8 protein-coding genes are annotated in these 7,354 nt (G+C 53.8%); 6 read left to right on the plus strand and 2 right to left on the minus strand.

All coding sequences use genetic code 11. From position 1 onward, the window contains the following. Nucleotides 1–164: 164 nt before the first annotated feature. The 6 genes from ACLQMU_RS02795 (at nt 165) to ACLQMU_RS02820 (ending at nt 5,061) form a co-directional block, all read left to right on the plus strand. Nucleotides 165–767, plus strand: a complete 603-nt coding sequence (locus ACLQMU_RS02795) for a DUF2179 domain-containing protein (protein WP_422148586.1) — start codon at nt 165–167, stop codon at nt 765–767. Nucleotides 768–883: 116 nt separating this feature from the next. Beyond that, nucleotides 884–1,915: a hypothetical protein gene (locus tag ACLQMU_RS02800; protein WP_422148587.1), complete on the plus strand. Its 1,032-nt coding sequence runs from the start codon at nt 884–886 to the stop codon at nt 1,913–1,915. A gap of 57 nt (nt 1,916–1,972) precedes the next feature. Then, nucleotides 1,973–2,434 (plus strand): tetratricopeptide repeat protein, encoded by a 462-nt coding sequence (locus ACLQMU_RS02805; RefSeq protein ID WP_422148588.1) that lies wholly within the window; start codon nt 1,973–1,975, stop codon nt 2,432–2,434. Nucleotides 2,435–2,694: 260 nt separating this feature from the next. Further along, complete coding sequence (locus ACLQMU_RS02810; RefSeq protein WP_422148589.1) at nt 2,695–3,183, plus strand: ferritin; 489 nt, start codon at nt 2,695–2,697, stop codon at nt 3,181–3,183. Nucleotides 3,184–3,360: 177 nt separating this feature from the next. Next, nucleotides 3,361–4,467, plus strand: a complete 1,107-nt coding sequence (locus tag ACLQMU_RS02815; RefSeq protein ID WP_424040136.1) for a DUF362 domain-containing protein — start codon at nt 3,361–3,363, stop codon at nt 4,465–4,467. A 216-nt stretch (nt 4,468–4,683) separates the two neighbouring features. After that, the gene (locus ACLQMU_RS02820) at nt 4,684–5,061 is read left to right on the plus strand and encodes a large conductance mechanosensitive channel protein MscL (RefSeq protein ID WP_424040138.1); all 378 of its coding nucleotides are present in this window, start codon (nt 4,684–4,686) and stop codon (nt 5,059–5,061) included. 144 nt (nt 5,062–5,205) lie between these two features. Here the strand turns inward: ACLQMU_RS02820 and ACLQMU_RS02825 are convergent, their stop codons facing one another. Both ACLQMU_RS02825 and ACLQMU_RS02830 read right to left on the minus strand, forming a co-directional pair. Next, complete coding sequence (locus ACLQMU_RS02825; protein WP_443673525.1) at nt 5,206–5,676, minus strand: hypothetical protein; 471 nt, start codon at nt 5,674–5,676, stop codon at nt 5,206–5,208. A gap of 618 nt (nt 5,677–6,294) precedes the next feature. Beyond that, on the minus strand, nt 6,295–7,354 hold a 1,060-nt coding region (locus tag ACLQMU_RS02830), incomplete at its 5' end, for an alpha/beta fold hydrolase (RefSeq protein WP_443673526.1).

Genomic DNA, 7,354 nt, shown 5'->3' on the forward strand with positions numbered 1-7,354 from the left:
AAAGAAAACCGGGCGCATGTATCCGCGTGATTACCCGAATCTTTCCAAATTTCCCTTATTTTAGCCGGATTTTGAATAACCTTGATATACAAATGATGGCAACGCTCCTTACACGCCGGTATCTCCGGCATGAACGCGGGACATTCGTGACCTGAGGCTCATATATGGCATTTTTTATCATCAGCCCGGAAATCTATGCCTGGGTCATCCTGCCGGCGCTGATCTTCCTTGCGCAGGTCGCAAATGTCTGCATGGAGACACTCCGGATCGTCTTTCTCTCCAAGGGGATCAAGTACCTCGCTCCCGTCATCGCGTTTTTCGAGATCATCATCTGGCTGCTCGCCATCGTGGGCGTGATGAGCAACCTGTCCAATGTCGCCAACTTCCTTGCCTATGCCTTCGGATTTGCACTGGGCACCTACGTAGGTCTTGTCATCGAGGAGCGGCTCTCGATCGGCATGGTGATCATGCGCATCATCACCACCGATGAAACGAGCGAGGAGATCGCGGGGTTCTTACAGGCTGAACAGTACGGGACCACCTGCCTCGATGCAAAAGGTGCGCGGGGGGGCGTCAGGATGATCATCTCGCTTGTAAACCGCGATGACGTCCCGCGGATCACCCGGCATATCGAGGAGACGAACCCGGATGCGTTCTTCTCCATCGAGGATGTGCGGTACGTCAACCAAGGGGTTTTCCGGCCCAGGCAACAGAACCCGTTTACCGGGTTTTTGCATGCACTTGCAAAGCCGCGAAAGAAAACCTAAAAAAGAAACGGCAGATGCCGGCCGGCTGCCTGCAGGAGGGGCGCGGTACCGCACCCTAACTTTTTTCCCTGCCCAGCGTAAAGACTACCCATTGAGGTGAGGTGCATGCCGGGTCGATGCCATTGCAGAATACGGTCGGGTGCAGGGCAATGAAGACCAACATGCCCCTGTCCAAACCGATCCGCAGGCTTGTTGCTGAGACTGAGCAGATGCTGGATACCGAGATCACCCTGCTCCGTAAACCTGAAGCGGCGCCGGGCGGAACGCTCGTCGATGTCTATTCCTACAATGTCGACAAGAACGTTATCATTTTTCCTGCAAGCTACATCGGCCTGTTAAAGGATTTTGTCATCGCAAAACAGTGCACGCACCTGCTCATCAAAGGAGCGGCAGTAAAAAAATCCGGATACCATGTTTTATCGTTTACCCCGGATTCGGTCTATACGGGGATGCGCCAGATCTACCTTGACGCTCTCAAGGACGAGGCAAAGAAGGACAAGAAGCTCCCCGTAAAAAAACTTATCGACATGCTTTTTCTCCTGTACCGCCAGTTCCATGAGGACATAAACGAACTTCCCTGGAACCCTATCGTCAATGCCCGGATCTATTACCGCATGGAGCAGTTGAGGAAAACCCAGCTCTATATCCTCTTAAAGGACGGCAAGGAGGATATGGACGAGATGGCGGACACTATGGAGATCATTCCCAGGCGCTATTTCGTGCTTGATAAATCCATGTTCTACGCCCGGGACCTCTACCTGGCAAAAACCCTCCCGGCGGACAAGCTCATGCCCGTCGTAAACATTCCCCAGATGAAAAAATTCGATCATCTCGAAGTAAAGGAGATGCTCACGACCCGCTGGACGCACACGGCCTGGTACCAGTCCAAGGTTTTTGGGGATGCCATGCTTACGATTATGGAAAAGCACCTGGCCGTGGACTGGAACGCGGAGCCAGGCCTCGATTACTATGCCGATCTCTACCAGACCGGTGTCAGCCTCACGAACGCCCTGCTTGCCTACATGACGATGAAGGACTGGTTTATCTGGGAGAAGCCCCAACACCTGCTTGCCGCAGAGGAACAGATGGCAACCTATGAGAAGGATGCCTTAAAAAAGATTTTCGGCGACCTGATTGAAGATTCGTAGTGATAATAATGCCCAGACACGAGAACCCTTCGAAAAAAAGCCAGCTGGTGACGGGTTGTGCCGGTCAGTGAAGTGTTGTCCCGCCTTTTGAAAAGGGCAGGGCTCTATGTCCGGCAGACCAAGTACCGGGAAGCTCTTGCCCTGTACGACCAGGCAATCCAGATTGACCCGAAGAACTCCGAGAGCTGGTGCCTGCGGGCATCGGCAAAAATTGAGATGGGAACCTATGCGGAAGCGATTGCCGACTGCGATCGGGCGATTGCCATCAACCCGAATTACGCAGACGCATGGTCGAAAAAAGGGCTCGCCTTGTATTACCTCGAGCAGTACGCCGCGGCCCTTGCCGCCTCCATCCGGGCGGTCTCCCTCAACGCCAACGACGCCTCTGCATGGTATATCAAGGGGATCTGTCTTGAAGAGATGGGAAAGAGCGAAGAGGCGGAGATCGCCTACGCAAAGTCGCTCGAACTGGAGATCATTCTTGACATCAAAGATGAGAATAAACGTAACCGGACGTAACCGGTAATACCTGACGGGCACCACCAGGCACACGAGAGGATTTTAGCCAGGATCTTTCGGCATACGGGTTGCCGGAAGTCTCTTTGCTATCCGGATACCTTCCTTTGCGCCGGAGGTGAGATTTTTACCGTTTTTACCGGTAACGGAAACCGGCCCGGGATACCGGCAATCGTGAATTACGATGCCGGCGATCCCTTGTCACCGCAGAAACCCTTATTAAAAGATAAATCAATCTCAAGCGCATACAGGAGGTTTTTTGAATGTTATCAAAAACCATGGAAGAAGCATTGAACCGGCAGATCAACCGCGAGCTCTACTCATCGTATCTCTACCTTGGCATGTCGGCTTATTTCGAGACGCTCAATCTCAAGGGGTTTGCCAGCTGGATGAGGATCCAGGCAAACGAGGAACGGGCCCATGCGGGGAAGTTCTACGATTATATCATCGCACGGCAGGGAAAGGTGGTCCTTGACGCGATCGAGGCACCCAAGGCAAAGTGGTCGTCGGCCGGCAAGGTTTTCGAGGAGGTCTACGCCCACGAACAGAAGGTGACCGGCATGATAAACAACCTTGTCGACCTTGCCATAAAGGAAAAAGACCACGCGACCTTCGAAGTCCTCCAGTGGTTTGTGAAGGAACAGGTCGAGGAAGAGTTAAATGCGGCCACGATTGTCGAAAAGATCAAAACAATCGGGGATACGCCCGGGCACCTCTTCTGTCTCGATCACGAACTTTCAAAGCGAAAATAAGGATACATCCTTTTTTATCTTACGCCGTCAACTCCCCCCTTTTGTTGATGAGCAGAGTCTCACAAAAGATACGATAAGGAGCGGGTCCGGAACCCCAAACCCCGGCACCATTGTCCGACCGGCCACGACCTTTAGATAGGTGGTGCGACAATGATCCAAGCGGGGATGATAGAGGAAATGAAAAGTACTGTCTGGTTTGCCAGCCTCCGGGCACGATCGCCGAACGAGAGCACCGAGGCAAAGGTTGCAAGGCTCTTTGAAGCCGCCGGTTTTGCGTCCTGTATCCAGGCCCGGGACCGTACCGCCATCAAGCTCCATTTTGGGGAGCAGGGCAATGATTCGTACATCAGCCCAGTCTACGTGCGGCAGGTGGTGGAGAAGGTAAAAGCGGCAGGGGCCCTGCCGTTTGTGACGGACACGAATACGCTTTACCTCGGGAGCCGTTCAAACGCGGTCGACCACATCACAACCGCAATCCACCACGGGTTCGACTACGCAGTGGTCGGGGCGCCGGTGATTATAGCCGACGGCCTCTGCGGGAAGAACGTGGCTCACGTGGCGATCAACAGGAAACATTTCAAGACCGCCATCATCGCCGGCGATATCGCGGCCGCGGACAGCATGATTGTCATGACCCATTTTAAGGGCCACGAGGTGGCCGGTTTTGGCGGGGCGCTCAAGAACCTTGCCATGGGCTGTGCGCCGCCGCAGGGGAAACGGGCGCAGCACCAGGCAAAGCCGTTCTCGATCCGCGACAACTGCACCGGGTGCGGGCGGTGTGCCGGGGTCTGCCCGAAATCGGCGATCACGCTGGTCAATGAAAAGTCCTCCATTGACAAGAACCTCTGTATCGGCTGCTTCGAGTGCATGACGGTCTGCCCGTCGCACGCGATCGATATCGACTGGGAGACCGAAATCCCGCTCTTTACCGAGCGGCTGATCGAGTATGCATACGGGGCAGTGCAGGGGAAAGAGGGAAAGGTCGGCTACATCAGTTTCCTCACCCGGATCACGCCGGACTGCGACTGCGTCCCGTGGAGCGATGCGTCGATCGTCCCGGACATCGGCATCCTCGCCTCGAAAGACCCAGTGGCGATTGATGCGGCAGCCTGCGATCTGGTGAACCAGCAGGAAGGGTTTGCGGGGTCGTTTCTGGCCCGGCACCGTCACCCGGGCGAGGACAAGTTTTCCGGTATGCGGCCGAACACGGACGGTCCCCGGCAGCTGCGGTACGCGGAAGAGCTGGGCATGGGCAGCCGTGAGTACGAGCTGGTCCGGCTCTGATTCTTTTTTGCGGCCTTCCGAGCCCATGGGTACGGGTTTTCCCGGTGTACGGCCCCAGGACATTTTTTTCGTTTTTACAGGAGACGTCCCGATATTTCGTGTACAGGGAAAAATTCCCGGGCCATGTCCCTTACGCAAAAACCGGAATTATAATACGTGATAAGTAAAGACCATCAACACGTGCAGGGAGGGTTTGCATCCTGCAGGAGATACATAATGGACCTGAAGAAGACCGATGACGTTGAGAAAGAACTCAGAACGGGCGTTACGACCCTGGGCAGGAATGCAAAGGGGTTCGAAGAGCAATTTATGGAATTCCTGAAAACGTACCAGGTTATCGGTCTTGCGGTTGCCTTTGTCATCGGCACGGCCGCATCAGCGCTGGTCACGGCACTGGTGAAAGATATTATCATGCCGATTGTCGGGGCTGTCACTCCCGGAGGGAACTGGCAGGCAGCCAGCCTTCCGGTCGGACCGATCAATTTTATGGCGGGAGACTTCGCCAGCGCCGTGATTGATTTTATCATCATTGCACTGGTGGTGTTCATGATTGTGAAATACGTCATGAGGGGAGATGTGACAAAGAAGGTGTGAGATCGTGTCCGTTTTTTCGCGACTGGATCTGGTTTCCGGGAAACGAGTGCGGGCGGGTCGGGGCGTTCACTTTCCGGAACTCCCGGCGTGCAATCCGATCTTTTTTAAAATGTTCAGCAACGTGATCGATTTTTTTTAAAATCTCTAACACTTGTTAGTAAATTCTTTTGAGTAAAAATTTGAATTTTTGGGGAACAACTCCACAAAATATTGGTCCTTGATGGATTCAGCTAGTCGCATACTTTGTATTGCGTTAAGACGGTAAAATAGCCGGCGCAGGATGACCGTTAGATTGTTGGTAGCTGATTTGCAGATTACAGCTAATAGTGAGATCCAAAGTTCAATCCGGTCTCCGGTCGACAGCGCGGGTAAAAAATCAAAATTATCGTGTTTCAAATGAAAAATTCCATTCCCATCGAATTCGGTCTCGAATTCAAAATTTGCATATTTCCTTTTGACGACGGTCAATACCTCTGTTGAAATCATTTTCTTTAATTTCTCTTCCGGAGCGTTTGAGAACTTCGACACTATCGGGAGAATATTCTCTATTAACGTTGTGGGATTTTCATCGCCATCCCAAAGAAAGAACGGTAAAGATTGTTCTTTAGAATCCATAATTTCTTATCCCTCTTCTGACAGTCCTTTTAATTTTTTCGCTGATTTTATTTTTGTTGTGTATGGCAATATTTTTTGTGTTCCGGCCGGTCCGGCGATCCGGATCCGGTCCGGGTCCCGGTTCCGGACTTTCCGGTTTTTCGCTTAGAAATTGTTGCAGTTTTTTCCTTTCCTTTTACTCGTATAAAAGGAAATGGACGGGAATATGGATGGGAATTCTAAAGGAAGTCTTTGAAAACACCAAAATTCCAGATTAACCGGAAAAACCGGTCAACCGGATCGGGTCGGGAGGATCATCGTATCGACACCCGTCTATTGTTTAAAAAACATCACGACAGCGTACCGAAACCGAATTATCGTATGCATCCAGTTCTTCCAGATTTCTTTCGGGGGTCCTCAAGGGCGCCTCCCTTTCCGTTTCCGTGGTAATCTGACCCCGCCGGAATATCTTGCCCTCGGTGGATTTCGCTGCCCCCGATCGAGGGCAGCGAAGCCGGAAGCTAACACCGGACCTGGACCACCAAATCCAAGAGCTTCACTGAAACGTGACGGACCTGACGGAACGGTGACCTGGACGCCGGGCAATATTTTCAAGAGCGACGATAGGCATTCCCCGACCTAACCGCTGGTGTGATCCGCCCCACCCACCTCCTTGATGAAGGCGAGCAGGAGCGTGCTGAGCCGAACCGGCTGCTCCTGTTGGACCCAGTGACCGGCGCCGTCGATCAGCTCGATGCCACCCATCCTCGTCGCCGCCTTCGTCCTCATAAGATCGACCGCGCCCGGCGCCGAATAGGTGCCCCAATCGCTCTTCCCGCCGATGAAGAGCGATGGGACATCGATCGTCTTGCCCGAAAACAGGCGCAACTCAGCGTTTAGGTCAGGATCGGAATAGACGCGATAAGCCTGCAGGGCGCCTTGAAACCCAGTGCGGCCATACTCCTCCGTGTACACTCCAAGTTCCGGCTCGGTGAGCCATTTGCTGGCCAGGACCTCGGCGGCGGAAGGTTGGAATGGAGCGACGGTCTGGGGCATCGTCTTGCCGAGATCCATGACGTAATAGGTGGGCATTTGTGCAAGTTCTATGGCGGTTCGCGCCTTCAACGGATGCGGCTTATTTCCCGGCCAGTCAGCGCTCTTGACGTAGAAAAATGCACGAAGAAACGCGTGTAAACCTTGAGGGGGGTGCCACATGTCATAGTTCGCCTCCCGTGTGCTCAAGTATTGTTGGTAATACTCTCTCGGCGGATCGAGGGCCGCCAGCGCGGCCGCTAACGTTTGATTTTCAGTGTTCGGTTGAACCGACGATGCCTCGCTTTCCGCGGTGTTGAACGGAAACTCCGGCGGACCGGGGAACGGTGCGCTCATAAGCACCACCGAGGGAAAGATGTCAGGTCGGGCTAGCGCACAATAGGCCGCCACGGGCGAGCCGAGGTCGTGCCCGACGAACATCGCCGTACGCCGATACCCCAATGCCGAAACCAATCCGAGGGCGTCGCGCGTCATATTCAAGAGGCTGAAGGGCTCTAGCTGGGCGTCATAGCCGTTCACCCAACCGGTGGTGCGGCCAAAACCCCGCTGGTCGGGCGCCACGACATGGTACCCGGCGTCAGCCAGAATTGGGATCAGGTGTCGCCAGCCGTAAGCCAAATCCGGAAAGCCGTGCAGAAGCAGCGCG

It is taken from the genome of Methanoregula sp. (assembly GCF_052325125.1).
Lineage (GTDB): Archaea > Halobacteriota > Methanomicrobia > Methanomicrobiales > Methanospirillaceae > Methanoregula.